The following is a 25,491-nucleotide window of genomic DNA, read 5'->3' as shown; positions in this document are numbered from 1 at the left end:
TCACTTCCGTCCCTTGGCTGCATCGAGCAGCGAGACGCGCGGATTGAGCCAGCCATAGGCAAGATCGGAAAGGATCTGCGTTGCGACGACGACCACGACGCTCACCATCGCGCAGGCCTCGACGAGACGGATATCGCTGTTGAGCGCAGCGTCGTAGAGAAGCGTGCCGAAGCCCTTATAGGCATAGAAAACCTCCACGACGATGACGCCGGACAAGAGCCATGGAAGCTGCAGCATGATAACTGTGACGGGGGTGATCAGCGCATTGCGCAACGCATGGCGCCAGACAATGCGCGCGGTGCTCGCACCCTTCAGCCGCGCGGTGCGGATATAATGCGTGCCCATGACTTCGAGCATCGAGGCGCGGGTAACACGCGCCAGATAGCCGGTGGAATAGAAACCGAGCACCATCACCGGCAGGATGATCTGCTGCAGCGTAAAGCCAGTTAGCATCGTGCTGGCGCCGGGCAGCCAGTGCAGCCAGAAAACGAAGACGGCCGAGAAGAAGACGGCGGAGGCGAAATCCGGGATCGAGGTTGTGATAATCGCGATGAAGGAGACGACGCGATCAAGCAGCGATCCGGGCCGCATACCGGCAACGATGCCCGCAAAGAGGCCGACGGGGACGATGATGAGCAGTGCACCACCGGCAAGGATACCGGAGGCCGCAAGCCGGTCCGGAACCAGTTGCGCAACCGGTGCACGATAGTAGGTGGACATGCCCCAGTCACCGGTCACGAAGGACCAGAGCCAGCGGCCATAGCGGAGAATGAAAGGATCGTCGTAGCCGTTGGCGGTCAGCCACTGGGCGCGCTGAGCGGGCGTCGAGAACTGGCCAAGGACCTTGACGGCGACGTCGCCGACATTGACCTCCAGCGCCAGATAGACAAGCAGCGACACGGTGAACATCACCGCGAGTGCGCTTGCCAGTTTACGAAGAATGAAAAGAAAAACGGCCACGAACCACCTCTTTGCCGGGTCGGGGCCGCCTTTTCGGCGGCCCCTGCCGAAGATCAAGCCTTGGCGAGCCAGACGCCGTCCATGCGGAAATAATCCGCCGGATGGAGCTGGAAGCCGCGGACGGTGGTGGCTGCGGCGCTGAAGCGGTTCGGCCAGTAGGGCTGAACGATGACGGCGGAATCCTGCAGGATCTGCTGAACATCCTTCATGGCTTCAGGGCGCTTGGCCGGATCGACGACAGCCATCGCCTTGTCGAGCGCGGCGTCGAAGTCCTTGCTGGCAAAATGGCTCTCGTTCCAGGCGCCGCCGGAGCGGTAGGCGAGATCGAGCGTCATGGAGCCGAGTGGGCGGTGCGCCCAGTAGGTAAGGCCGAAAGGAACCTTGTCCCAGATCGGCCAGTATTGTGAGGCCGGCAGCACATTGAGCTTCAGCCGGATGCCGGCTTCGGCCAAATTCTGCTGCAGTACCTGCGCGGTATCTTGTTCCCAGGTGCCCTGTGTGTTGCCGAGCGTCAATTCCAGATCGAGGCCATCCTTGTGGCCGGCTTCGGCAAGCAGCGCCTTGGCCTTCTCGACATCGCGGGGCACGGCCGGCAGCGCGTAGTAATCGGGCTGAACCGGGGAAACGTGATAGTTGGCGCCGACTTCACCCTCGCCGCGATAGGCGACCTCGAGCATCTGCTTGTTGTCGGCGGCAAGTTGCACGGCCTTGCGGATGCGAATGTCGTCGAACGGCTTCTGGTCGGACTGCATACGCATGACCAACGTATGGGCCGCTTTGCCGGTCAGAATCTGGATATTCGGCAGCGACTTCATGAGATCGTATTCGGCGATCGTCGCGCGGTAGATGATATCGATCTGGCCGCTCGAAAGCGCAGCGAGATGGGTGGTGATATCGGTGCCGAGGTCGATGTACTGGATGCCATCGAGATGCGCTGGCTTGCCCCAATAATCGGCGCGCTTGGAAAAGACGGCCTGACGGCCGACTTCATAGCTCTCCAGCTTGAATGGACCGGTGCCGATGGGATTGGCCGGCCAGTTGGCGCCGCCCTTGACGAAATCGCGGTGCAGCATCGGGCAGGTGTAGGAATAGAGCTGTTCCGGCAGCGAGGAAACGGCGCGCGACAGCGTGATGCGGACGGTATGGTCGCCAGTCTTCTCCACCTTCTCGACGGCCGAGAAAGCGGTCTTGTTGGAAGACTGGGAGTCCGGAGCGATCCAGCGCTGGATGTTGAAGATCACGTCTTCAGGCGTGAAGGCATCGCCATTCGACCATTTGGCGCGCTCGTCGAGTTCGAAATCCCAAGTCTTCAGATCGGCAGACGGCGTCCAGCTCTTGGCCAGATAGGGATGCGTGACATTATCGGCATCGACATAGGTCAGGAATTCGAGGCTGTTGCGATAGAGGTTCGAAGCCTCGATCCAGCTCGTCATCATCGGATCGGTCAGTTCCTGGATCTGGCAACCGAAACGCAGCGTACCGCCATCCGTGGGTGTCTCCTGAGCCAGGGTAGGCTTGCTCTCACCAAGGAAGGCGCTGGCGGAGGCCGCCGTCACACCGAGCCAGGCGACGGCACGCAGGAAGCCGCGGCGGTCGATCTTGCCGGCGCGGACCTGTTCGCACAGTTCGGGCACCGAGGGATGCAGCGGATTGCCGCTATTGGTCTTCAATTCAGTCATAATCTGCCTCCTCCTTGAATGGCAGTGAATTCGTTTCAGGCACCCTCTGTGCCAGACACGATGCGCAGGGCGGGCTTTTCCCCTTCGTTCACCATGCGATTGCTGAAGCGGCTGATGATCCAGGATCGAAACCCTGCAATAAGAGGATCCACCAGCCCTTCCGCATCGGTCTTCAGGTAATACCCGAAGCCTTCGTAATAGTGTGCGGTGACCGGCGCAACCAAGCGGCCGCTTTCTATTTCCTCCCGAAACAGCGCCGGATCTGCCAGTACCAGGCCCTGCCCCGACAATGCGTATTGAACCCCAAGACTGGCGCTGTCGAAGGTCACGCCGCGCGCCACCGAAACCCCGCCAAGACCGTTCTGAACAAGGAACCGCTGCCAGGTGAGATAGGGCTCCATATCGACGATCTTGATGTGGATGATCTCGTTTGCGGCGATAAAGGCCGCGATATCCGAAACCCCTCCCCCGACCAGATCGGGATGGCAAAGGATCGTCGGCCGCTCCTCCCAGAGCAGGTCGGTGACCCATTCATCGACGGCCGGTCGCGTATAGACGACCGCCACATCGAATTCGCTATCCGGCACCCCATAGGGCGTCGAAACCTCCAGCAGCACATCCGGAAAGCTGCGCCGGAAATCGGTCAGCAGCGGTACGGTGAGCTTCATGGCAAAGCTCGGCGGGAGGTTGATGCGCAGCTTTCGCTGGCGCTGTTCATCCGGCGCACAGACCTCGCGCATCGCCTGTTCGATACGATCGAAGCCCTTGCCGATGCCCGCAACGAGCGAGCGCCCGGCATCCGTCAGCGTCGTAGCCTTGTGCGCACGTTCGAAAAGCTTGCGCCCGATACTCTCTTCCAGACCGATGACATGCCGCGAAAGCGCGCTCTGCGAAATGTTGAGCGCGGCAGCTGCCGCCGTGAAGCTGCCATGATGCGCCACCGCCTCGAAGGCCCGTAGCGCATTCAGCGGCAGCCGGCGGCGATCGACTGCCGGCTCCTTCTTCGTCTGGGGGGAGCGATCCTCCGTCATTATCCCGCAAGCCCGCCGAACAGGACGTATTTGCTCTCTAGGTATTCATCGAGCCCTTCGCTGGCTCCTTCGCGGCCGAGGCCGGATTGCTTGACGCCGCCGAAGGGTGCCACTTCCGTCGAGATCACGCCCTCGTTGATGCCGACCATACCCGCTTCCAGCGCCTCGGCCACACGCCAGGCGCGGCCGAGATTTTGCGTGAAGAAGTAAGCGGAAAGGCCGGTTTCCGTGTCATTGGCAAGCGCGATCGCCTCTTCCTCGCCCTTGAAGCGGAAAAGGCCGGCAACCGGGCCGAAGGTCTCTTCGGTCGCAAGCGCCATATCGGTCGTCATGCCAGTCAATACCGTCGGCTCGTAGAACAGGCCGCCGCGCTCGTGCGGCTTGCCGCCGGTCAAAACCCTGGCACCCTTTTCGACAGCATCGGTCACATGCCGCTCGACCTTGGTCAGCGCCGGTGCATTGATAAGCGGTCCCTGCGCCGCGCCATCCTCCACGCCAGGCGCAACCTTCATCGCCGCGACAGCTTTGGCAAGCGCCTCGGCATAGCGGTCATAGATGCCATCCTCGACAAGGATGCGGTTAGCGCAGACGCAGGTCTGTCCAGTATTGCGGAATTTGGAGGCGATGGTACCGCGAACGGCCTGATCGATATCGGCGTCGTCGAAGACGATCAGCGGCGCATTGCCGCCCAGTTCGAGGCTGATCCGCTTTACCGTATCGGCGCTCTGGCGCATCAGCAGCTTGCCGGTCGCCGTCGATCCCGTGAACGAGAACTTGCGTACGACAGGGCTTTTCATCCAGACGCCGACGACATCGGCGGGCGACTTCGTCGTCACAACGCTGACGACACCAGCGGGAACACCGGCCTGCTCACCGAGACGGGCAAGCGCCAGCGCCGAAAGCGGTGTGTCCTCGGCCGGTTTGATGATGATGGTGCAGCCGGCAGCCAACGCCGGGCCAACCTTTCGGGTAATCATCGCCAGCGGGAAGTTCCACGGTGTCACTGCCGCGACGACCCCAACCGGCTCTTTCATTACGACGATACGCGCGTCGGCCTTGTGAGACGGCACGACGCCACCATGCGAACGGCGGCCTTCTTCGGCAAACCAGGTCAGAAAGCCCGCTGCATAGGCGACTTCGCCACGCGCTTCAGCAAGTGGCTTACCCTGCTCGGCCGTCAACAGCCGCGCCAGATCTTCCTGATTGGCAATCATTAGCTCGGCCCAGCGGCGCAACACCGCAGAGCGCTCCGAGGCGAGCGTCTTGCGCCAGGTCTTGAAGGCTTTAGCGGCGGCATCGACCGCCCGCTGAGCTTCCGCCGCGCCGCAATCCGGCACGGTCGCAAGCTCGCTGCCGTCCGCGGGGTTCAGCACGGTGAAGCGCTTGCTGTCAGCCGCACTTCCCCAGCCTCCGCCGATCAGCGCATTATCTTCGATGAGTTTCATGTCAGGCGACCTTAGGCGTGAAGAATGGATTGCCGACCGTTGCTACGCCTTCGGCAAGCTCGGCACGTGAGGGCCAACCTTTCATCAGCGCGCGTTTGGCTGCAAGATGCGTCGCAGCCTTGTTATTATGATACACCTCTTCGGCATCATTTGCCGACGGATTGACCCAGACGGCGGCAATCGCGACCCAGTCATCCTCGGCCGCGGCCGGCAGCGAGCCGTCAAGCAGGGCTGCCGTAATGCCGGCAGCAACACCAGCTTGTGCTGGACCCCAGGTCATCAGCTCATGCGACGAGCCGGATTCCATCACCGCCTTGGCGATGAACAGCGTCACGGGCTTGGCCGGCAGATTCGGCTTCAGGACCGCCTGGAACGGCAGATGGCCGGGACCGGGGCTTGCGGCCGCACCGGCAAGCGCGCCGGAAATCGGGCCGTTCTTCGGGCCGAGATAGAGGTTGATATGAGCAGCATTCGGGCCGGAACCCTCGAAGCCTTCACCGATATAAAGCATTAAATTCTCCAGTAACGATGCGGGTCGACCCATTATGCCTTCGAAAGGGCACGCGGACGACGAACCGGGTTATAGTCGTTGATCATGTCGCGCGGGCGGTAGGGGTCCTCAAGGAACGCGCGCTCTTCTGCCGTCAACTCGATCGCCGCAGCCTCGACTGCGGCAACGACATGCTCGGGGCTTTCCGTGCCAACGATCGGAACCGTGCTGTTGCCGGAACCGATGACCCAGGCCTGGGCGATCTGGCTTGCCGTCTTGCCACGCTTGGCGGCGACTTCGTTGACGCGCTTGGCAATTTCCTGGTCGATCTCGTCGCCGAACCAATCGAGATAGAGGTCGTGTGCGATACGCGGCGCCGAACCGCCGCCGGCGAGATAACCGCGGGCGAGCGGCGAGAAGGTCGTCACTGCAATACCCTCTTCCTGGCAGTAAGGCATCATTTCGCGCTCTTCCTCGCGATAGAGCAGCGAATACTGGCACTGCATGTTGACGAACCGCGTCCAGCCGTTTTTGTCGGCGACATGGTTCATCTTGGCGAACTGCCAGGAATACATGGTGGAAGCGCCGATGTAGCGTGCCTTGCCCGACTTCACGATCTCATGCAGCGCGCTCATCGTCTCTTCGACGGGCGTTTCCGGATCGAAGGCGTGGATGATGTAGAGGTCGACATAGTCGGTGCCCATCTGCTTCAGCGACCTGTCGATTGAGGCCATCAGATGCTTGCGCGACAGGCCCTTGTCGTTGGGATCGTCGCTCATCGGATAGAAGGCCTTGGTGGCGAGCACCAGCTTTTCACGATCCGTCAGCGACAGCAACGTGCGGGCGACGACCTGCTCGTTGACGCCGGTTGAATACCAGTCTGCCATGTCGAAGAAATTGATGCCGACGTCGAGCGCCTTTTTGAGGATCGGCACCGACTTCTCCTCATCGAGCACCCAACCCTTCCACTTGGATGAGCCGATACCCATGGTACCGAGGCAAAGCGACGAAACCTTCAGGCCGGTCTGGCCAAAGCGCACATATTCCACAGCAATGTCCTAAAAGTGTTTCTCCCTGTTAGGACTATGCCGTGGCGACACTATTGTGACAAATAGGTTTATTCGATGCGGCTATCTCAAAATGAGATATGGCGTACCTTCCTCCGCACAGACGAGTTTCGCAGCCATTCGTCCAGGAAACCGACCTGCCGCTTTGTATGGCCGAACCGAAACCTAAGTATAGTTTTGCCTGAGCAAGCCTGGATCTATCTTCTCCTCAGCTGGAACCGACCTGACCATTCAAGGTTTCAGCTGGTGGCACCGCCCCTGCCACCTTCAGGGCAGGCGTTCCCCTCCGCCAAAGCCCCGCGGATCCTCCCATCCGCCAGAGACCGTCCCGCCGCCCGGGACGGTCTTTCCTTTCGGATCGTCGGAATTATTTGTCCTGTACTTCCAACACTTTTGTATAGCTTTGCGCCGTCAGACACCGCATTAAGCTACGCCAGAATTAGTCGGCGGAAGTGAAGGCCGGAGCCAGCGAGGGGGCATGCGATCATCGGTATTGTGGAAGCTGATCAACCCGCGAGGAACACTCTCGCATGAAATCACACTTGGCCTGATCGCACTCGTGCTTGGCGCCGCCGTATTTTATGTCGATGCCTTCACCGAGATCCAAAGCGCCATCGCGGTTCTCTATGTCATCGTGCTGCTGCTGGCTGCCGAAATGCTGACGAGGATCGGAACAACGCTGCTCGCGCTCATCTGCACCGCCCTCACACTTTTTGCCTATTTCTACTCCCACGGCCTGGGGGAAGATGTCCCAGCGCAGTTGCGCCTTGCGGTTTCCCTGGCCGCCATCACCATCACCTGCGCTCTCATTCTCCGCAACGAAACCGCGCGAGCCGGTCTCATCGAGGCCAACCTGCACCTCCGCGACAGCGAGACACGTTACCGCTATATTTTCGAACACAGCCGCATCGCGCTCTGGGAGCGCGATTATTCCGCAGTGCGCGCCTTCCTGATGTCCTTGAAGGCAGAAGGCGTGAACGATCTCAAGGAATACTACCGCACCAATCCCGGCATCATCGCCACGTGCACGGGTCTCATCCGCACCATCGCCTCCAATGACGCCGCTCTCGAGCTGCTTGGCCATGTCGCCGGCGGCCTGCCCTCACACACGATGCGCCGCCACATCGCTCCTGACGACGACGCCTTTTTGGACCTGCTGAATGCCATCTTCCGCGGCGAACGGCATTTCGAGGGCAAGGGCGATCTGATCGCCGAAAATGGCGAGACCAGACTTGTCATTATAAGCATGAGCTTTCCTGAGGATCCCGCCGCCTTTAATCGTGTCGTCGTCGGCATGGTGGATATCACTCAGCGGGAAATGATGCAGAAGGCCATTCGCGAGGCTCAGGATGAGCTTGCTCGCGCCTCGCGCGCCGCAACCGTCGGCACACTTTCCGCCTCGCTCGCCCATGAGCTGAACCAGCCGCTCGGCGCCATCGTCGTCAACGCCCAAACGCTGCTCCGTTGGCTGAACCGCGAACCGCCGGATCTTGCCGCCGTACGTCGTTCGGCCGAGCGCATCATCCGCGATAGCCAGCGCGCAAGCGAGATTATTCACAATACGCGCTCGATGCTGACGCAGACCGATCGCGTGCCCGAATATGTCGATCTCGAAGTGCTGATCGAGGAAACGCGCACCTTGATGGAGCACGATTTCCAGCGCGACATGGTGACCTTCGAGGTCGACCTGACCGAAAGGCAGCCCGCAGTGAAGGCGATCCGCATCGAACTGCAGCAAGTACTCATCAACCTTGTCACCAACGCCATACAGGCCATGCGCGAAACGGCAATCGACCAGCGCAAGATTCTGATCTCGCTCGCCAGGAAGGATGATATATTCGTGACGCTCTCCGTCAGGGATTTTGGCCCTGGCATCAGCGAGGAGGCCATGACAAAGCTCTTCACGCCCTTCTTCACGACCAAGGCGGCTGGAATGGGCATGGGGCTTTCCATCTGCCGCAGCACGCTGGAGGCTCGCGGCGGCCAGCTTACGGCCGGCAACCATCCTGAAGGCGGCGCCATCTTCGAAATGATCATACCGATTGAGGACGACCATGACCGACACTAGTGCCGCATCGAAGGCAGCCGCTCAGTCCACAATGCCGATCGTCTATGTTGTCGATGATGACGAATCCATCCGCGAGTCGCTGGTCGACCTCTTCCGGTCGATCCAGATGGAGGCCGCTTCCTTCGCCACCACGACCGCCTTTCTCGACAAAGCCGATCTGCGCCGACCTGGCTGCATCCTCCTCGACGTGCGCCTGCCCGGCCTCAGCGGCCTGGATTTCCAGCTTCATCTGGAACGGATTGGCAGCAGGATGCCTATCGTCTTCATGACAGGCTTCGGCGATATTCCAATGAGCGTGCGCGCCATGAAAGCCGGTGCCGTCGACTTCCTGACCAAGCCCTTCCGCGACCAGGATATTCTCGATGCCGTTGGCGTCGCGATCGAAAAGGACATGACCCGCCGGCGCGAAATGGCGGCAAGCGATGCCGTTGCCTCGCTGGTCGATACGCTGACCCCGCGCGAGCGGGAAGTGATGGCCGCCGTCGTCAAGGGCCTGATGAACAAACAGATCGCCTATGATCTCGGCATCAGCGAAATCACCGTGAAGCTGCATCGCGGCAATGTCATGCGCAAGATGCAGGTCCGCTCGGTGGCCGATCTGGTTCGCAAGGCCGAAATGCTGGAAGGCAGATAGCGGAACCTAGACCCTTGTATGGTACCGCGAGACGGTACGGCCCTCCATAATGAACGCAGCATAATGCAAGAATAAGCAAGGCTACTAATCTCGTGTCACATACATCCACAATCGCGGTCGTCGATGACGACCAGGCCATCCGGGAGGCTCTTGATGATCTGATCCAGTCCTGCGGCTACCAGAGCAGGCTTTTTGCCTCGGCGGAAGAATTTCTGGCCTTTGACGACAGGGCGGCAATCGACTGCATGCTGGTCGATGTCAAGATGCCCGGCCTCAGCGGCATCGAATTGCAGGAAATCCTCAACGGCGAACCTGAGAAGCCGCCGATGATCTTCATGACCTCCTATCGCGACGAGCGAACCCGCACGGCGGCCATGGAAGGCGGTGCGCTGGCCTTTCTGGGCAAGCCAGTCGAATTCGATTCCCTCATCAACTATCTGGAAATCGCTTTGAAGCCGTAAGATCCCACCACGTGGTCTCCGGATATTGCTTACTCAACCGGCGCCGATTACAAGTTCCGCTGCGCGCTTTTGCGCCTGGAGCTGAAAAATCCTGTCTGCGAATACCAGCCCTCAGCCGATGCCGAACGGGCCGTCGAAGCGCTGTGGCAGCTCTCGGCGGCAAGCCGCCGAGACTGAACAAGTCCGGCAAAAGCACGCAGGCTTTGCCGGAATTGCATCAAAATAAGGAAATCAGGTCGGCACTGCGTCGAGTGCATACAAAATGCCGCGCAGTTCGGCGAGGCCGCGAAGACGGCCGATCGCCGGATAGCCGGGCGTGACATTCTTCTGCAGGTCGTCGAGCATGCGGTGTCCGTGGTCCGAGCGGAAGACGATTGACAGATCCGCGCTGCGGCGGCGATCCTCGGCAACCAGCTCCTTCAGCACCGCAACCATGTTCACATCACCTTCCAGATGTGCGCTTTCGTGGAAGGTGCGGCCATCGCCTTCGCGGGTCGTAGCACGCAAATGGGCAAAATAGATGCGCGAGGCAAAGCGACGCGCAATCGCCGGCAGATCATTATCGGCGCGCACGCCGAGGCTGCCGGTGCAGTAGCACATGCCATTGGCGGCCGCCGGTACGGCATCGAAAAGCGCGGCATAATCCTCAGCCGTCGAAGCGATACGCGGCAGGCCGAAAAGCGAACGCGGCGGATCGTCGGGATGCAGCGTCAGCTTCACGCCGCGTGCTTCTGCGACCGGTACAACGGCTTCCAGGAATTCGATGAGATGCTGGCGGAGCTTCTTCGCATCGATACCCTGATAAGCGATGAGCTTTTCACGGAAAGCCGGAATGGTCAGCGGCTCGGTTGTCGAGCCCGGCAGGGCGGAAGTGATAATGCGGGTAATCTCCGCAATCTCTGCTTCCGTCATGCTCTCATAGACGGCCTTGGCCCGCGCCCTGTCTTGCTCCGAATATTCTTCGGTGGCGCCCGGGCGTTGCAGCACGAAGAGCTCGAAGGCCGCGAAACGCTCATGGTCGAAGCGCATCGCGGTTGCGCCGGTCGGCGTCACATAATCAAGGTCGGTGCGGGTCCAGTCGACGACGGGCATGAAGTTGTAACAGACGATCGGGATGCCACAGGCCGCAACAGCTTCCAGGCTGGCAATCCAGGCCTCGATCTCGGCCTTGGCCTGTCCACCCTTGCGCTTGACGGCATCGGGAATCGGAATGCTTTCAACGACGCTCCAGATCAGCGGTGAGCGGCCGGCCGGCGTCGTTTCGATTAGTGACTGACGCTCGCGCACTTCCGCCTCGGTCCAGGCGCGGCCGATCGGCACCTGATGCAGCGACGAAACAATGTTCGTCGCGCCAGTTTGGCGCACCTCGTCCAGCGTCACCGGCGCCTCCGGCCCAAACCATCTCCAACCTTGCCGCATTTCGTCTCTCTCCCTTGATCTCTCGTGTTCTCAGCAGAAATAGTCGGGGAACTGCGAGCGCAGCTCCGCCACATCGGGTATAACGGCCCCCAGGTGATGGATCATGGCTTCGCGCGCCGCTTCGACGTCATGCGCCGCGATAGCGTTGCGGATCACCATGTGCTCGTGCACCACATTGTCCATGCGGCCGAGCACCGGCAGCGTCAGGCGCCGCGCCCGGTCGATCTGCACTTTCACCGTTTTCAAAATAGTCCAGATGCCGGGATAACCGGCAATCTGCGCGATCGCTTCATGAAAGACTTCGTCTTCCTCATGAAAGCTCGAGGCATCGCCGAGGGCCGCATAAGTCTTCTGCCGGGCGATGATCACATCGAGCCGCGCAATATCAGCTTCCGTCGCAATGCCGGCCGCAGTCTCAACCGTCGTCCCTTCGAGCGCCTTGCGCACGACCACCGCCTCCGGAATAGCCGAAACCGGCACCCGCGAAACCACTGTGCCTGATTGCGGATAAATATCGACGAGCCCGCCTTCGGAAAGCCTCAGCAGCGCCTCGCGCACCGGCGTGCGGCTGACCCCGAAATCCTCGGCAATCCGCTTTTCCTGCAGCGCCGTTCCCGGTGGAATCCTCAGCGACACGATATCGGCATGCAGCCGCTCGTGGATAGCCGCCGCCGTCGTCACGCGGCGGATCTTCCCGGCGGCGTCGCGCGGCGCCGGGAAAGCGAGGATTTCAGAGTCGGAAGCGTGCTGCATGCATAGTCTCAGGACGTTGACACTTTCGTGCATACTAGTATATCAATTGAATTCTGTTGCCAAGAGACGCCGCGGAGGAGAACAGCGGCCCGGCATTGCACCCGGAGGAAAAGCTTCCAGCTGCGGGCATTTTGATGTCGCCGAGAAACCGGCGCGTCGAGACTTGAGACGTGCATTTCGATGCAAACGGGCGGGCGCTCGGGGCAAAGGCCGGCACCGCCGCAAAAGAGGAGGATAGAATGAAGATCACACGCAGAACATTTGTCGGCGGAGCTGCCGGCGTCGCCGCGGCCGGAATGCTTCCGCTCCGCGCCTTCGCCCAGGCGAAGGCGCCTGCAAGCCCGGTGACCATCACCATCGTCGATGTCGCCGGCAATCTGGCGCTGACACAGGGCATGTTCGAAAATTATGCCAAGGCCAAGCCGGAATTCGTTTCCAGCTTTTCCTTTACCAAGGCCCCCGCCCCTGAACTGCCGGCCAAGATCCAGGCCCAACAGGCTGCCGGCAAGGTCGATATCGATCTCGTTCTGACCGGCACGGACGCACTGTCCGCTGGTGTCGACCAGGGTCTCTGGATCGACATGTCCAGCAAAAAATCCGCCCTTCCGAACCTCGAAAGCATCCTGCTGCCACAGGCCTTCAAGATGCAGGCGCTCGCCAAGGATCAGGGCGTTGTCATTACCTATTACCCGTCCGGCCCGCTGATCGAATATATGCCGGACAAGGTGGCAACCCCGCCGAAGACCGCGCAGGAACTGCTCGACTGGACGAAGCAGAACAAGAACAAGTTTCTCTATGCCCGTCCCGCAAACTCCGGCCCCGGCCGCACCTTGCTGATGGGTCTGCCCTATCTCCTCGGCGACAGTAACCCGCGCGACCCGGTCAACGGTTGGACTAAGACCTGGGAATATCTGGCAGCCCTCGGCGAAAACATTGAATATTATCCGACCGGCACCGCTGTGGTCTTCAAGGAACTCGGCGAAGGCACACGCGACATCGTCGCCACCACGACGGGTTGGGATATCAATCCGCGCGCGCTCGGGATCGTTCCCGAGGAAGCCAAGGTCGGCAAGCTTGATGGCTTCCACTGGGTTACCGACGCTCACTATGCGGCGATCCCGAAGGGTGTCTCCGACGAGAAGGTCGGCGTTCTGCTCGATGTGCTGAACTTTATCTATCAGCCGCAACAGCAGGCCATCGCCTATGACGCCGGGTACTTCTATCCCGGCCCGGCGGTGAAGGATGTCACGCTCGAAATGGCACCGACAGAAAGCCAGGAAACCATCAAGGAATTCGGCCGGCCGGAATATGCTGACTGGATTGCCGGCAGCCCGTTGGAAGTGCCGCTCGAGCCGAAACAGCTCGTCCAGGCTTTCCGCATCTGGGACGAAAAGATAGGCGCCAAGAAGGGCTGATTGTCGAAACGACCCGGCGCCGGCTTCCGGCGCCGGATTTCTGAAACAGTTCCGGCAAACATGTGCAGCGGTCTTGCATCCGGAATTGCTTGAAAAGAGATGGAGCATCTCCGCCACTCAAAAAGACGGAGAGGCTCTATCGGCTATGACCGCCGATAAATGGAGATTGTATTGACTTTGCCGGTTCAAAACGCAGCAGCGCTGTCATCGCGGAAGAATGCGCGACTTGAGCTTGATGGTATCAGGCGATCCTTTGGCGCCTACAATGCCCTCGACGGCATCGATCTCGCGATCGAACCAGGCGAATTCATCGCGCTTCTCGGCCCCTCGGGCTGCGGCAAGTCAACAGCCCTGAACTGCATCGCCGGCTTGCTTGGCCTGTCCGGCGGCGAAATCCGCCTCGGCGGTAATCGTATCGACCAATTGGAGCCGGAAAAGCGCGGCTTCGGCATGGTCTTCCAGAGCTATGCCCTCTTCCCGCACATGAGCGTGCGCAAAAATGTCGGCTTCGGTCTTGCCATGCAGGGAATTCGCGGCGCAGAAGCCGACAAGCGCATCATCGATGCGCTGGCGCTCGTGCGGCTTGAAAGCCAGGCGGACAAATTGCCCGGCCAGCTCTCCGGTGGTCAGCAGCAGCGCGTGGCCATTGCCCGTGCGATCGTCATCCGCCCGCCGATCGTGCTGATGGACGAACCGCTCTCCAATCTGGACGCCAAGCTGCGCCTGGAGATGCGGGCCGAAATCCGCGGCATCCACGATCAGATCGGCTCGACGACCATCTATGTCACTCACGACCAGGACGAGGCGCTGTCGCTTGCCGACCGTATCGTCGTCATGAGCCAGGGTCATATCCAGCAGATCGGGACGCCTCAGGATCTCTACCAGCGTCCGGTCAATCTGGAGGTCGCTGACTTCATGGGCTTCCGCACCCGCATTCCCGGTCGCGTTATTTCCGTCTCCGGCCACGAAGCCGAAATCGAAGCCGCCGGTGCGCGGCTGAGCGGAACCATGCGCGATACGCTCAAGGTCGGCGATGCCGCCGTTCTCTCGGTACGTCCGGAAGACCTCGTCGCGACCATCGACGGCACCGGGGTCCCGGTGACTGTCGCCAGCACCGAATATCGGGGCCGCGCCTTCTTTGGCATGGCCCGCTCGAAGGATGGATCGGAGCTCTATTTCCGCGCCGATGATGCCCTGCCGCGCGGCTCTTCAGCCACCCTGCAGCCAGCCGCGGGCCGTGCGCTCGTCTTCAAGGGGGCAGCGGCATGAGCGGCCCATCCCTGAAAACCAGGCTCGCCGCGCAGGGCCTCGACGGCACGACGCTGCTCGTGCTGCCGGGCCTGATCTTCATGATTGCCCTGTTCATCTATCCCTTCGTTTATGGGGTGGCGGACTCGCTCATACCGAAGGATGGCGGGCCCTGGTACGAGAATTATGCGAAGTTCTTCTCCGATCAGTTCCAATACGGCACGATCGCCAATACCATGTGGCTCGCCCTACCGGTGACGATCGTCAACCTCGCCTTCGCAATCCCGGTCGCCTTCCGTGTCCGCCTGATGCGCCGCCAGCGGCTGCTGACAACGATCCTCGTGCTGCCGATCACACTTGGTACGGTCTTCGTCGCCGATGGCCTTTTGACCTATCTCGGCCCACGAGGCTGGTTCAATCAGACGCTCATGCTCTTCGGAATTCTGGATTCGCCGATCAAACTCACCAACAACTACTGGGGTGTTTTCGCCTCGTTGCTGATCACCGGCTTCCCCTTCGCCTTCCTGCTGACGCTTTCCTACATCACCGGCATTGATCCCGCGATCGAGCAGGCCGCAGCAACACTTGGCGCCAATGCGCGGCAGCGCTTCACGCGCGTTTTCCTGCCGCTCCTGGTGCCGGGCCTTGCCGTGACTTTCTGCCTATCCTTCGTGCAGGCCTTCGCCGTCTTCCCCTCGGCAGTCCTGCTCGGTGCTCCGGCCGGTCCGACGCGTGTCATCTCGATCGCCGCCTATCAGGCCGCCTTCGAGCAATATGACCATTCCTACGGCACGGCAATCGCCCTCATCATGGGTGGAGTCGAGCTCTTCGTTGTCGTCGCCGTTCTCGGCGCACGTTCATTCTTCTACCGCGGCCCCGCCGGCGGCACGAAAGGTTGAGCCATGATCCGTGACCAAGGCCTTACCTCGAAGATCTGGCGCTTCGCCGTCTGGGCGCTCGCCAGCCTTTTCGTCCTCAATCTGCTTGCCGTCATCGCGGTCGTTATCCTCAATTCCTTCGCAACGCGCTGGCTCGGGACATGGTTGCCGCGCGGATGGACCGACCGCTGGTATTTCAGCGCGTGGAGCGAGTTCCAGCTTTCCAGCGTGCTGATCGTCACTTTCGAGATGGTTTTCATCGTCGTCATCATCTCCGGCATTCTTGGTGTGATGACAGCTTACGCGCTGGCTCGGCGCGATTTTCCCGGCAAGCGCGCCATCATTCTGCTCTTCCTGCTGCCGCTGCTGATCCCGCCGCTCACCTACGGCATTCCGCTCGCAACCGTGCTCTATCAGTTCGGCCTTGGCGGCACCTTTTGGGGCGTGGTACTGATCAACCTCGTGCCGTCCTTCCCCTTCGTGGTGCTCGTCATGATCCCCTTCATCGAGCAGATCGATCCACGGATTGAGGCAGCCGCCCGCGTCTTCGGCGCCGGCACGACGAGCCTTTTCATCCGCATCCTGCTGCCGCTCCTGCTGCCTGGCATGCTGGCCGCCCTGCTGCTGGTGCTCGTGCGCACTCTCGCCATGTTCGAGCTGACCTTCCTGATATCGGGGCCGCAGACCCAGACCCTCGTCGTATCACTCTATTATGCGGTCTTTGCCTCAGGGGTGCGGGCCGGCCAGTCCATCGACGCGATGGCTGTGGTCTATATGGTGACGACACTCTTCTGGCTGATCATCGCGCTGCAATTCGTCAATCCGACGCAGATCGTCGCCCGCGCCAAGCAACAGTCGGCGCATTGAAGTATATGTCGCAAAAGTGCCCAGCGGCGTTGCAATAGGAACATGCGCAAAAGAGAGCGTACGAGCGAGTCTGAAAGACCGCGACGCGTTTCAGTCTAAGCTGCTGCCGGTTTCCGGCAGCAGCCTTTTCAATCAATAGACTTCGGGAACGTACATTTCTGGCGGAACCGGAATGCGGTGATAATCGTCGTGGCGCACGCGTTCGGGCAGGACGATCGCTTCCTTCGGCACATCCTCGTAGGGAACCTGGGTCAGCAGGTGCGCGATGCAGTTTAAACGTGCCCGCTTTTTGTCCACGGCCTGGACGACCCACCACGGCGCTTCCGGAATATGAGTGCGGTCCAGCATCTCTTCCTTGGCCTTTGTATACTCCTCCCAGTGGACTCGGCTTTGCAGGTCCATCGGCGACAGCTTCCACTGCTTCAATGGATCGTGAATACGCATGTTGAAGCGGAATTCCTGTTCCTCGTCAGTGATCGAGAACCAGTACTTGATAAGGATGATGCCGGAACGAACCAGCATGCGCTCGAATTCCGGTACGGAGCGAAAGAACTCCTCCAGCTCGTCCTTCGTGCAGAAACCCATGACACGCTCGACGCCGGCACGGTTGTACCAGCTGCGGTCGAAGAGCACCATTTCGCCTGCCGTCGGCAGATGCGGCGTATAGCGCTGGAAATACCACTGATTCCGCTCGCGTTCGGTCGGCGCCGGAAGCGCCACGACGCGGCAGACGCGCGGATTGAGGCGCTGGGTCACGCGCTTGATCGCGCCGCCCTTGCCAGCGGAGTCGCGACCTTCGAAGAGGACGACAACCTTGAGCTTCTTGTACTGAACCCAATCCTGAAGACGAACCAGTTCATGCTGCAGGCGGAAGAGTTCGCGGAAATAGAGCTTGCGGTCGAGCGTCTGCTCCGCCGGACCGGACATCCCCTCGGCAACGAGCTCGTCAAGCCGGTCCTCCTCCATCTGCATTTCCAGCTCCTCATCGAAGCTGTCGGCAATTTCATTCTTGATACGGTCGAGCTGGGTGTTTTCGATCATGGCGCGCTCCCTATTCCATTTGCTCGATAAAGCACGTTCTCGCCATAGCTATATGACAGAGTTGCGACGATCGAAAATTTGCTTCGGCCAAACCCAAAATCTGGAGGCGTAAGACACCACCTATCAGGCCTTTTATGGCCGTTTCATCGGACCCAAATGGCGGACCTGACAGGCGGCGGCAGCTTGTGCCATGTCAAGTTTTATGTATACATTGATGTTGCTGAGCTATTTCGCGACATCAGCTTTTTCCTCTGGAGGAGAGAGGAAAAACGTTCTGGTCGCGGGCATATCTTCGGGAGAGAGATATGATGCGCAACAATGGGAGGAGTATACATGATTTCGTTTACGAGAAGATTGTTGATAGCCGGCGCGGCACTCGCAACGCTTGCCGGCGTGCCTGCATTTGCGCAGGAAACGGTGAAGATCGGCGTCATCCTGCCGATGACGGGTCCCTTTGCGTCGACCGGACGCCAAGTCGAGGCCGGCGCTCGCGCATACATGGCAATTAATGGCGATACGGTTGCAGGCAAGAAGATCGAGCTTGTCCTGCGCGACGATGCCGGCACAGCCGACCAGACCCGCCGCATCGCCCAGGAACTCGTCGTCAATGACGGCGTCAAGATGCTCGTTGGTTTCGGCCTCACGCCGCTTGCCATGGGCGTCGCCCCGGTTCTCAACCAGGCAAAAATCCCGGCGATCATCACCTCGGCCACGACTTCCGCCATCATGAAGCAATCGCCTTATTTCGTGCGCACTTCGATGGCCGGCCCGCAATCCGCCGTGCCGGTCGCCACCTGGGCCGTCCAGAACAACCTGAAGCGCGTCGTCACGCTGGTGACCGACTACGGTCCGGGCATCGACATCGAAAAGGGCTTCACCGATCAGTTCAAGAAGGAAGGCGGCACGGTTGTCGAAGCGCTCCGCGTCCCCCTGCAGAACCCGGATTTCGCACCCTTCCTTCAGCGTGTGCGCGATGCGAAGCCTGATGCCCTCTTCGTCTTCGTGCCTTCAGGCGTCGGCGCGATCTTCATGAAGCAGTTCGTCGATCGTGGCCTCGCAGATGCCGGCATCAAGCTGATCGCCACCGGCGACGTGACTGATGACGATCTGCTGAACGGCATGGGCCTGGCGGCCAAGGGCGTCATAACAGGTCATTTCTATTCGACCGATCACGACAGCCCGGAAAATAAGGCTTTCGTCGCCGAAGTCCGCAAGGCCAACAAGAACATGCGCCCGAACTTCATGTCGGTTGGCGGTTATGACGCTATGCATGTCGCCTATGCCGCGCTTGAAAAGACCGGTGGCGATACGGACGGAACCAAGCTCGTCGAAGCCATGAAGGGCATGGAGTTCGTCAGCCCGCGCGGCCCGATCACCATCGACCCTGATACCCGCGACATCGTGCAAGATATTTACATGCGCGAGGTCAAGGAGAAGAATGGCGAGCTCTACAATGTCGAGTTCGCGACTTATCCGAAGATCCACGATCCGAATACGGCTTCCAAGTAAGCCTAGGAAGCAGGCGGCGGAAGCAATTCCGCCGCTTGATGCAGTGAGGTCTCATGCTGACAATCCTGTTCGACGGCATCGCCTATGGCATGCTTCTCTTTGTTCTCGCCTGCGGATTGTCGGTCACGCTGGGCCTGATGAATTTCGTCAATCTCGCGCATGGCGCCTTCGCGATGGCCGGCGGCTACATCACCGTTATCATGATGAACCGCTACGGCATCTCCTTCTACTGGTGCCTGCCAGCCGCCTTCATTGTAACAGCACTTGTCGGAGTAGCACTCGAACGGCTGCTCTACCGCCGCCTCTATTCGTCATCGCATCTCGATCAGGTGCTCTTCTCCATCGGTCTCGTCTTCATGTCGATCGCAGCAATCGACTATTTCATGGGGGGCCAGCAGCAGCTCATCAATCTGCCGCCGGAACTCAGCGGCCGCTTTGGCTTTTTGGGCATCGATATCGGCCGCTACCGGCTCTTCATCATTGTTATCTGCGCGGTGCTGACCATCGCGCTGCAACTGGCGCTCACCCGCACCCGTTTCGGCAGCCAGCTGCGCGCTGCCGTCGATGACGGGCGCGTCGCTCGTGGTTTGGGCATCAACGTATCCGTCATTTTCGCGCTGACCTTCGCACTCGGCTCCGGCCTTGCCGGCCTCGGCGGTGCGCTTGGCACTGAACTGCTCGGCCTCGATCCGAACTTTCCGCTGAAATATCTGATCTATTTCATGATCGTCGTCACTGTCGGCGGCACCTCGTCCATCACTGGCCCCTTCATTGCCGCGCTCCTGCTCGGCATCGCCGATGTCGCCGGCAAATATTACGTTCCACAGCTCGGCGCCTTCATCATCTACGCCGTCATGATCCTTGTGCTGATCCTGCGGCCCCATGGCCTCTTCTCCCGGGAGGGCGGCCGATGAGCGGCGAATGCAACAACGCCTCCAAGGAAGCCATGGGGCTCTTGATGCGCGCCGACCGCTGGCAAATCTGGGAATTTGCCCTCTGGCTGGTCGCTATTGCCGCAATCTTCGTCCTGCCGTCGCAAATGCTGATCCTGACGGAGATAGCTATCCTGGCGCTCTTTGCGATCTCACTGGATCTCATCCTCGGTTATGCCGGTATCATTTCACTCGGCCATGCCGCCTTGTTCGGCCTCGGAGCCTATACGGCCGGCCTCTTTGCCATCCATGTCTCCGGCGAGCCGGTTATCGGCCTGCTGGCAGCCGGCCTCGCCAGTGGCCTCTTCGGATTCCTGACGAGCTTCCTCATCCTGCGGGGCTCCGATCTGACGCGCCTCATGACCACCTTTGGCGTCGCAATGCTGCTCGCTGAAGTCGTCAATCAGGCAGCCTGGCTCACCGGCGGCGCCGACGGACTGAGCGGTGTGATGCTGAACCCGATCCTCGGTTATTTCGAATTCGATCTCTGGGGCCGGACCGGCTACATTTACTGCCTGATCGTGCTTGTCATTCTGATCTATGTCGCCCGCCGCATCGTCAATTCGCCCTTTGGCCTGTCGCTGAAGGCGATCAAGCGCAACCAGCGCCGCGCCTCCATGCTCGGCATTTCGCCCACCCGTCGCATCGTCGCGATTTACACGATCTCGGCCGTATATGCCGGCATCGCCGGCGCGCTGCTGACCCAGACAACCAGCTTCGTCTCGCCTGACGTACTCGCCTTCCACCGCTCAGCCGAGGTGCTGCTGGTGCTCGTCATTGGCGGCGTCGGTTATCTCTATGGCGGCGTCTTCGGCGCGGTCGTATTCTCCATTCTGCGCAACTGGCTATCAGTCATCACACCGCAATATTGGATGTTCTGGATCGGCCTCGTGCTCATCATCATGGTTCTGATCGGCCGCGAGCGTCTGACACGCTGGCAAACCCTCCTGCCGGGCTCGGCGCGCAAGCGCGAGGCCCGGGTACAGCACGCCGTCGCGGAGGAAAGCAAATGACGCTCGCCCTCGAAACCCGTCATCTCGTCAAACGTTTCGGCGGCTTCGTCGCCACTAACGATGTCTCGCTGCAGGTTCGCCAGGGCGCTCGCCACGCCCTGATCGGCCCAAATGGCGCCGGCAAGACCACGATCATCAACCTGCTGACCGGCGTTCTGTCGCCGAACAGCGGCCAGATCCTGCTCGGCGGCGACGATATCACCGGCCTGTCTTCCTATCGCCGCGTCGGCAAGGGCCTCTCGCGCACCTTCCAGATCAACCAGCTCTTCGGCGATTTCACGCCGCTCGATTCCGTCATGTTGGCGATCAGCGAGCGCAAAGGCCATGGCCGCTTCGCCTGGCGGTCGCTGTCAGCGGACCGCGAGGTCGCCGATGAAGCAGCCTCCCTTCTGGAGCGCTTTCGCCTCCTTGATGTCATGGGCACTCAGACAACGCTGCTGCCCTACGGCAAGCAGCGCCTGCTGGAGATCGCACTGGCGATTGCCATGCAGCCGAAAGTGTTGCTGCTCGACGAGCCGGCCGCCGGCGTCCCGGAAGAGGAGCGCCACGAGGTTCTCGGCATCGTCCGCGAACTGCCGGCCAATGTCACAGTCGTGCTGATCGAACACGACATGGATCTCGTCTTCTCTTTCGCGGACCGCATCTCGGTGCTCGCCGCCGGCGCGCTTTTTGCCGAGGGAACCGTCGCCGAGATCTCCAGGGATCCGCAGGTGAAAGCCATCTATCTCGGGGAGGATGCCTGATGGCCGAACTGCTGCGGGTCGAGCGTCTCATCGCCGGTTATGGCGAAGCGCATGTGCTGGCCAAGGTGGATTTCACGCTGGAAGAAGGCCATTCGCTGGCATTGCTCGGCCGCAACGGCGCCGGCAAGACCACTCTGCTCAACACCATCATCGGCGTCACCACCCACCACGCCGGCTCCGTTCATCTGCAGCAGCGCGACATCACGCGGCTGCGGGCCGAGCAGCGCGCGCCGCTCGGCATCGGCTGGGTGCCGCAGGAGCGCAACATCTTTCGTTCGCTGACGGTGGAGGAAAATCTGACGGCAAGCGCCCGCCCCGGCGCGTGGAATGTCACCCGCGTCTATCACATGTTCCCACGCCTGCAGGAACGCCGCCGCAATCTTGGCAACCAGCTTTCGGGCGGCGAGCAGCAGATGCTCGCCATTGCTCGCGCATTGATGCTCAATCCAAAAGTCCTGCTGCTCGATGAACCGTTGGAAGGCCTCGCTCCAATCATTGTCGACGAGCTTCTGGCCGCACTTCGCCGCATCGTCACCGGCGAAGGCATGTCGGCGATCATCGTCGAGCAGAAGGCACGCAAAGTACTGCCGCTGACGGATGAGGTTATCGTGCTCGAACGTGGCGCGGTTACCTACCGCAATACGTCCGAAGCGCTTCTGGCCTCACCGGAGACCCTCGACGCGCATCTCAGCGTCTAAAGCATGTCGCGCAAAAGTGTGCAGCGGTTTGCGATAACAACATGCGAAAACAATAGCTTAAAGCGTTGCATGCAACGCTTTAAGAATCAAATCTCGCGCGGCGGCACGCGGGTGATCCGCGCACCAAGCGCATTCAGCCGCTCCTCGATCCGCTCGTAGCCGCGTTCGATCTGCTGGGCATTGTTGATGACGCTGGTGCCTTCGGCGCACATGGCGGCGATCAGCATCGCCATGCCGGCACGAATGTCAGGGCTCTCCACCTGCGCAGCGCGCAACCTGGAAGGACCAGCGACAATCGCGCGATGTGGATCGCAAAGCACGATGCGTGCACCCATGGCGATCAGCTTGTCGACGAAGAACATCCGGCTTTCGAACATTTTCTCGAACATCAGCACGACGCCATCGCATTGCGAGGCAGTCACGATGGCAATCGACATCGTATCGGCCGGAAATGCCGGCCAGGGCTGGTCTTCGATCTTCGGAATATGCCCGCCGAAATCCGGCTGAATCTTCATCTCCTGCCCGGCCGGCACCACGAGATCGTCGCTCTCGATGCGGCAGCGGATGCCGAGACGTTCGAAGGTCATCAGCGTTGAACGCAGATGCTCCACACCTGCCCGACGAATGACGATCTCGGAACCGGTGACGGCAGCAAGGCCGATCAGCGAGCCTACCTCGTTGTGATCAGGACCGATGCGGTGTGACGCACCGGCAAGCGGTTGGCCACCGTGGATAATCATAGTATTGGTGCCGATGCCCTCAATCTTCGCGCCCATGGCAATGAGGAAATGCGCAAGGTCCTGAACATGGGGCTCGGACGCGCAGTTGCGCAGGATCGTCTTACCCTTGGCGGCCACAGCCGCGCACAGCGCGTTTTCCGTCGCCGTAACCGAAGGTTCGTCCAGGAACACGTCGGCGCCGCGAAGGCGCTCAGCCCGGAAGCTGTAGGAACCGTTGACGTTGATTTCGGCGCCGAGCTGCTCGAGCGCCAAGAAGTGCGTGTCGACACGGCGGCGGCCGATGACATCACCGCCCGGCGGCGGCAGCGTGATCTCGCCGCAGCGTGCCAGCATCGGCCCGGCCAGCAGGATGGATGCGCGGATGCGGGCGCAAAGGCCGGGGTCGAGATCGGCAGGCTTGAGATCGCTCGCTTCGATTTCGAGTTCATTGCGGCCGAGCCAGCGTGCCTCCGCGCCGACGGACTGGATCAGCTCGACCAGCGCCTCGACATCGCGGATGCGCGGCACGTTGGTCAGATACACGAGCTTGTCGGTCAGCAACGACGCGGCAATAATCGGAAGCGCGGCGTTCTTGTTGCCGCTCGGTTGGATCTCGCCGGCAAGACGGTGCCCGCCTTCAACGATATACTGAATTCGCTCATGCGGCTGGGCCTGTGCCACTGATGTCATCCTTGTTCGATTCGATTTTTCAGAGGGCATATCTGCGTTGTCATTGTGACATCGAAGTGATCGCCGATCGGGAAAGAGTGGCTGTTTTTAGCGCCGCCATTGACCGGCGGCTACCCTAGGAACGCATAAAAACGGCGCCCTCCCAGGCGCCGTCGTGAACACCGTGGATGGTGGTGTCGAATCTCAGCTCTTCTTGCTACGCCAGCTGTCGGCATAATTCTCGCGAGCTTCACGGGAATAGGGGGTGGGTGAAACACGCACGCGGATTTCCGCCTGCTTGTGTGGCTCGACCGAGGTCTTGCCGGAACCGCCGTCGGGTTCACCCCAGACGAGCGTCAGAACGTCGCCGACCTTGACGTCGGCATCGACGATGCCGAGCGAGAGCATGCAGCGTTCGTTGTAGCTGTAGCCGTTGAACATCGACATGCCGACCATCTTGCCGTCACGCATGATCTTGTCGGCACTGGTCGAAGCATAGTTCGGCTGCGGGAAATCGATCCACTTGAAATGATCCTCCCCCGGACGGAAAGCCGAGGCGATGACGTTGACGACATCTTCGGCATTCCACTCGAAAGTCACCTTCTTGCGGCTTGTCTGCCCCTTCAGCTTCTCCAGCGCGGACTTGCCGATGAAGTCGTCCTTTTTCCAGCCGATATAGAAATCATAGCCGAGTTCGAACGGATTGACGTAGTAGTCCTCGATATTGCTGGAAACGAAGCTGCCGCCGATGGCACCTGTTGCCTCGTAGCTGTCGGCGCCCAGCCAGTCGCGATAGGCCGCCAGCATGCCATCACCGGTATAGATGCCCGGCAGCGGCGACGGGATCCAGCCGGATTCCAGCGTATTGGTCGAATAGGCGCGGCTGCCGCAGCGCACCAGATCGACACCGGCTGCCTTCGCCGATTCCAGGATCACCGAGAGAATATAGGCCTTGTCTTCGTAAGGACCCCAGATTTCCAGGCCCGGCGCGCCGGACATGCCGTGGCGCAGCGCATTCACCGTCTTTGAGCCGACCTTGATCTTATCGACATGGAAGAACTTGATATCCGGGATCGGCCCGCCATTCATCTTCTCGAAAATTTTCGGGGCATCCGGTCCCTGGATCTGATAGCGGTAATGCGTACGCAGCACACGTTCGCCTTCCGGTCGCGAGGGCGAACGTGGATCATATTTCAGCCGGACATTCCATTTGCCGTAAGCGGCGCAGAACATCAGCCAGTTCGATGTCGGCGAGCGGCCGACGAGGATGAACTTGTCCTCACGCTCGCGGAAGATGATCTGATCACCGATGACATGACCGTTTGGTGTGACCGGCACGAAATGTTTGGCGCGGTTTGTATCGAAATTCGAGAAGGAGTTGATGCCGTGATAGGCAAGAAACTTCTCCGCGTCAGGGCCTTCAACGGTGAGTTCGTCCATATGGTGCGACTGGTCGAAGAGGACGGCGGAGTTGCGCCATGCTGCCTGCTCCGAGCGCCAGTTGGAAAACTCGGCCGCAACGACCGGGTAGACATACATCCCGATTTTGGAATTGCGCAGCAGCTCAACTGTATTACCGGCCGACTTCAAAACTTCTGATAGGCTCGATTTCGCCACCTGATATCCTCCCATTGGTATGCGATAATGTATACATGAAATGCCCAATGCAATCAGATTGCAAGTCCATTTTCTGCCGGCCGAGCAGCCATCGATACGACGAAAACGAAAAAGGACGGCCGTAAGCCGCCCCTG

Annotated in this window: 23 protein-coding genes; 12 read left to right on the top strand and 11 right to left on the bottom strand. The window is 60.4% G+C overall.

The features are described 5' to 3' along the window. From FHX08_RS00410 to FHX08_RS00385, 6 genes are read right to left on the bottom strand one after another with little or no spacing between them, the layout of a single operon-like run. The gene (locus tag FHX08_RS00410; protein ID WP_207896872.1) at positions 1-960 is read right to left on the bottom strand and encodes an ABC transporter permease; all 960 of its coding nucleotides are present in this window, start codon (positions 958-960) and stop codon (positions 1-3) included. Between the two features lie 53 nt (positions 961-1,013). Beyond that, a complete protein-coding gene (locus FHX08_RS00405) occupies positions 1,014-2,639 on the bottom strand; it encodes an ABC transporter substrate-binding protein (protein ID WP_132653314.1) in 1,626 nt (541 codons plus the stop codon). 35 nt (positions 2,640-2,674) lie between these two features. After that, the gene (locus tag FHX08_RS00400) at positions 2,675-3,670 is read right to left on the bottom strand and encodes a LysR family transcriptional regulator (protein WP_184326762.1); all 996 of its coding nucleotides are present in this window, start codon (positions 3,668-3,670) and stop codon (positions 2,675-2,677) included. Next, entirely contained in the window at positions 3,670-5,115 is a 1,446-nt protein-coding gene (locus FHX08_RS00395) for an NAD-dependent succinate-semialdehyde dehydrogenase (protein WP_132653312.1), read from the bottom strand. The genes FHX08_RS00400 and FHX08_RS00395 overlap by 1 nt, the downstream gene beginning before the upstream one ends. A 1-nt stretch (position 5,116) precedes the next feature. Then, positions 5,117-5,626 carry a formaldehyde-activating enzyme gene (fae, locus tag FHX08_RS00390; RefSeq protein ID WP_132653311.1) on the bottom strand — a complete coding sequence of 170 codons (510 nt, stop codon included), beginning with the start codon at positions 5,624-5,626 and terminating at the stop codon, positions 5,117-5,119. Positions 5,627-5,658: 32 nt separating this feature from the next. Continuing rightward, positions 5,659-6,654, bottom strand: a complete 996-nt coding sequence (locus FHX08_RS00385) for an aldo/keto reductase (RefSeq protein ID WP_132653310.1) — start codon at positions 6,652-6,654, stop codon at positions 5,659-5,661. 496 nt (positions 6,655-7,150) lie between these two features. Here FHX08_RS00385 and FHX08_RS00380 point away from each other — a divergent pair, with 496 nt between their 5' ends. The 3 genes from FHX08_RS00380 to FHX08_RS00370 all read left to right on the top strand — a co-directional run bounded on the left by FHX08_RS00380 (position 7,151) and on the right by FHX08_RS00370 (position 9,835). After that, positions 7,151-8,740 (top strand): sensor histidine kinase, encoded by a 1,590-nt coding sequence (locus FHX08_RS00380; RefSeq protein ID WP_132653309.1) that lies wholly within the window; start codon positions 7,151-7,153, stop codon positions 8,738-8,740. Next, the gene (locus FHX08_RS00375; protein ID WP_132653308.1) at positions 8,727-9,374 is read left to right on the top strand and encodes a response regulator transcription factor; all 648 of its coding nucleotides are present in this window, start codon (positions 8,727-8,729) and stop codon (positions 9,372-9,374) included. The genes FHX08_RS00380 and FHX08_RS00375 overlap by 14 nt, the downstream gene beginning before the upstream one ends. Before the next feature lie 92 nt (positions 9,375-9,466). Then, a complete protein-coding gene (locus tag FHX08_RS00370) occupies positions 9,467-9,835 on the top strand; it encodes a response regulator transcription factor (RefSeq protein ID WP_132653307.1) in 369 nt (122 codons plus the stop codon). A 231-nt stretch (positions 9,836-10,066) separates the two neighbouring features. Here the strand turns inward: FHX08_RS00370 and uxuA are convergent, their stop codons facing one another. Beyond that, entirely contained in the window at positions 10,067-11,254 is a 1,188-nt protein-coding gene (gene uxuA, locus FHX08_RS00365; RefSeq protein WP_132653306.1) for a mannonate dehydratase, read from the bottom strand. Positions 11,255-11,284: 30 nt separating this feature from the next. Next, positions 11,285-12,007 (bottom strand): GntR family transcriptional regulator, encoded by a 723-nt coding sequence (locus FHX08_RS00360; RefSeq protein WP_132653305.1) that lies wholly within the window; start codon positions 12,005-12,007, stop codon positions 11,285-11,287. A 239-nt stretch (positions 12,008-12,246) separates the two neighbouring features. On the opposite strand from FHX08_RS00360, the gene FHX08_RS00355 reads away from it, so the two are divergent. The 4 genes from FHX08_RS00355 to FHX08_RS00340 all read left to right on the top strand — a co-directional run bounded on the left by FHX08_RS00355 (position 12,247) and on the right by FHX08_RS00340 (position 16,415). Beyond that, positions 12,247-13,422, top strand: a complete 1,176-nt coding sequence (locus FHX08_RS00355; RefSeq protein ID WP_132653304.1) for an extracellular solute-binding protein — start codon at positions 12,247-12,249, stop codon at positions 13,420-13,422. A gap of 159 nt (positions 13,423-13,581) precedes the next feature. Beyond that, a complete protein-coding gene (locus FHX08_RS00350) occupies positions 13,582-14,691 on the top strand; it encodes an ABC transporter ATP-binding protein (RefSeq protein WP_132653303.1) in 1,110 nt (369 codons plus the stop codon). Continuing rightward, on the top strand, positions 14,688-15,569 hold the full coding sequence (locus FHX08_RS00345) for an ABC transporter permease (protein WP_132653302.1): 882 nt from the start codon (positions 14,688-14,690) through the stop codon (positions 15,567-15,569). The genes FHX08_RS00350 and FHX08_RS00345 overlap by 4 nt, the downstream gene beginning before the upstream one ends. Positions 15,570-15,572: 3 nt before the next feature. Further along, positions 15,573-16,415, top strand: coding sequence for an ABC transporter permease (locus FHX08_RS00340; RefSeq protein WP_132653301.1), 843 nt, complete (start codon positions 15,573-15,575; stop codon positions 16,413-16,415). A gap of 132 nt (positions 16,416-16,547) precedes the next feature. On the opposite strand, the gene ppk2 is transcribed toward FHX08_RS00340, so the two are convergent. Continuing rightward, a complete protein-coding gene (gene ppk2 / locus FHX08_RS00335) occupies positions 16,548-17,456 on the bottom strand; it encodes a polyphosphate kinase 2 (protein ID WP_132653300.1) in 909 nt (302 codons plus the stop codon). Positions 17,457-17,789: 333 nt separating this feature from the next. Between ppk2 and FHX08_RS00330 the strand changes: the two genes are divergently transcribed. The 5 genes from FHX08_RS00330 to FHX08_RS00310 are packed head-to-tail and all read left to right on the top strand — an operon-like array spanning position 17,790 to position 22,351. Then, positions 17,790-18,965 carry an ABC transporter substrate-binding protein gene (locus FHX08_RS00330; RefSeq protein WP_132653299.1) on the top strand — a complete coding sequence of 392 codons (1,176 nt, stop codon included), beginning with the start codon at positions 17,790-17,792 and terminating at the stop codon, positions 18,963-18,965. Between the two features lie 53 nt (positions 18,966-19,018). Further along, complete coding sequence (locus tag FHX08_RS00325; protein ID WP_132653298.1) at positions 19,019-19,879, top strand: branched-chain amino acid ABC transporter permease; 861 nt, start codon at positions 19,019-19,021, stop codon at positions 19,877-19,879. Beyond that, positions 19,876-20,910, top strand: coding sequence for a branched-chain amino acid ABC transporter permease (locus FHX08_RS00320; protein ID WP_132653297.1), 1,035 nt, complete (start codon positions 19,876-19,878; stop codon positions 20,908-20,910). Before FHX08_RS00325 ends, FHX08_RS00320 begins: the two co-directional genes overlap by 4 nt. Next, complete coding sequence (locus tag FHX08_RS00315) at positions 20,907-21,653, top strand: ABC transporter ATP-binding protein (protein ID WP_132653296.1); 747 nt, start codon at positions 20,907-20,909, stop codon at positions 21,651-21,653. Before FHX08_RS00320 ends, FHX08_RS00315 begins: the two co-directional genes overlap by 4 nt. Continuing rightward, positions 21,653-22,351: an ABC transporter ATP-binding protein gene (locus FHX08_RS00310; protein ID WP_132653295.1), complete on the top strand. Its 699-nt coding sequence runs from the start codon at positions 21,653-21,655 to the stop codon at positions 22,349-22,351. The genes FHX08_RS00315 and FHX08_RS00310 overlap by 1 nt, the downstream gene beginning before the upstream one ends. Positions 22,352-22,437: 86 nt before the next feature. Here the strand turns inward: FHX08_RS00310 and murA are convergent, their stop codons facing one another. Next, positions 22,438-23,751, bottom strand: a complete 1,314-nt coding sequence (gene murA, locus FHX08_RS00305) for a UDP-N-acetylglucosamine 1-carboxyvinyltransferase (protein WP_312862090.1) — start codon at positions 23,749-23,751, stop codon at positions 22,438-22,440. A gap of 192 nt (positions 23,752-23,943) precedes the next feature. Beyond that, positions 23,944-25,356, bottom strand: a complete 1,413-nt coding sequence (locus tag FHX08_RS00300; RefSeq protein ID WP_132653293.1) for an aminomethyltransferase family protein — start codon at positions 25,354-25,356, stop codon at positions 23,944-23,946. Positions 25,357-25,491 lie beyond the last annotated feature (135 nt).

Source organism: Rhizobium sp. BK529, assembly GCF_014194105.1.
Lineage (GTDB): Bacteria > Pseudomonadota > Alphaproteobacteria > Rhizobiales > Rhizobiaceae > Rhizobium.
The sequence above is the reverse complement of the archived record's forward strand: the minus strand, read 5'-3'. Positions and strand labels throughout refer to the sequence as shown.

Coding starts and splice junctions, on each gene's coding strand:
- FHX08_RS00405 (WP_132653314.1), bottom strand. CDS start 2,639: ATGACTGAATTGAAGACCAATAGCGGCAATCCGCTGCATCCCTCGGTG.
- FHX08_RS00400 (WP_184326762.1), bottom strand. CDS start 3,670: ATGACGGAGGATCGCTCCCCCCAGACGAAGAAGGAGCCGGCAGTCGAT.
- FHX08_RS00395 (WP_132653312.1), bottom strand. CDS start 5,115: ATGAAACTCATCGAAGATAATGCGCTGATCGGCGGAGGCTGGGGAAGT.
- fae (WP_132653311.1), bottom strand. CDS start 5,626: ATGCTTTATATCGGTGAAGGCTTCGAGGGTTCCGGCCCGAATGCTGCT.
- FHX08_RS00380 (WP_132653309.1), top strand. CDS start 7,151: ATGCGATCATCGGTATTGTGGAAGCTGATCAACCCGCGAGGAACACTC.
- FHX08_RS00375 (WP_132653308.1), top strand. CDS start 8,727: ATGACCGACACTAGTGCCGCATCGAAGGCAGCCGCTCAGTCCACAATG.
- uxuA (WP_132653306.1), bottom strand. CDS start 11,254: ATGCGGCAAGGTTGGAGATGGTTTGGGCCGGAGGCGCCGGTGACGCTG.
- FHX08_RS00360 (WP_132653305.1), bottom strand. CDS start 12,007: ATGCAGCACGCTTCCGACTCTGAAATCCTCGCTTTCCCGGCGCCGCGC.
- FHX08_RS00355 (WP_132653304.1), top strand. CDS start 12,247: ATGAAGATCACACGCAGAACATTTGTCGGCGGAGCTGCCGGCGTCGCC.
- FHX08_RS00350 (WP_132653303.1), top strand. CDS start 13,582: ATGGAGATTGTATTGACTTTGCCGGTTCAAAACGCAGCAGCGCTGTCA.
- FHX08_RS00345 (WP_132653302.1), top strand. CDS start 14,688: ATGAGCGGCCCATCCCTGAAAACCAGGCTCGCCGCGCAGGGCCTCGAC.
- FHX08_RS00340 (WP_132653301.1), top strand. CDS start 15,573: ATGATCCGTGACCAAGGCCTTACCTCGAAGATCTGGCGCTTCGCCGTC.
- ppk2 (WP_132653300.1), bottom strand. CDS start 17,456: ATGATCGAAAACACCCAGCTCGACCGTATCAAGAATGAAATTGCCGAC.
- FHX08_RS00330 (WP_132653299.1), top strand. CDS start 17,790: ATGATTTCGTTTACGAGAAGATTGTTGATAGCCGGCGCGGCACTCGCA.
- FHX08_RS00325 (WP_132653298.1), top strand. CDS start 19,019: ATGCTGACAATCCTGTTCGACGGCATCGCCTATGGCATGCTTCTCTTT.
- FHX08_RS00320 (WP_132653297.1), top strand. CDS start 19,876: ATGAGCGGCGAATGCAACAACGCCTCCAAGGAAGCCATGGGGCTCTTG.
- FHX08_RS00315 (WP_132653296.1), top strand. CDS start 20,907: ATGACGCTCGCCCTCGAAACCCGTCATCTCGTCAAACGTTTCGGCGGC.
- FHX08_RS00310 (WP_132653295.1), top strand. CDS start 21,653: ATGGCCGAACTGCTGCGGGTCGAGCGTCTCATCGCCGGTTATGGCGAA.